This window comes from Bdellovibrio sp. MYbb2 (assembly GCF_056175685.1).
The window spans coordinates 1-583 of the sequence record NZ_JBJKJI010000019.1; the positions used below are offsets into that span (position 1 = coordinate 1).

Below are 583 nucleotides of genomic sequence, written 5' to 3' on the forward strand. Positions count from 1 at the left end.
TCGGTGATCCAAATGCATCAACTTTACCCGGAAAAAATCCTTCCCCTGTTTTATCCATTGCTGAAGTGATGAACAATAAAGCAACGCGTACCGGTCTCAAGTGCGTTGATAGCCAAAACAATATTGTGGCAACAAATCAGAGCTATATCCCATCTAACGTAGATCGACGTGTTTTGCGCTTGCGTATGAATATCCAAGGCGAAGACGTGGCGGCGGATTTTAATATGCGGGCCGTTGGGTTTGCAGTGAATTCCGAGATGCTTAACAGTAAGTCCGACACGGACTTTATCAATGTAAACGTATCTAATGGCGTTGATCAGAATAGCCTGGAAAGCATCTTCCAAAGATATACTAAGCTGGATGCCATTTTGAACGGCTTCAATAGTGGTGGGACGACCGCGGGAATTAATATTACCGGAAATGCCAGCACCGCAACAACAGCGACCAATGTGTCCGGAATCGTAGCCCTTGCAAACGGGGGTACCGGAGCCAGTGACGCTGCTGGCGCCAGAGTAAATTTAGGGCTTGGATCGCTAGCAGTCATGAGTCCTTCTGGCGCAGCAAATAATACGACCTATCTTCG

At 47.3% G+C, this 583-nt stretch carries 1 pseudogene; it reads left to right on the forward strand.

Going from position 1 to position 583, the window contains the following annotated elements:
* Nucleotides 1-583, forward strand: a pseudogene (locus AC04MQ_RS19295) (hypothetical protein); the annotation flags it as partial.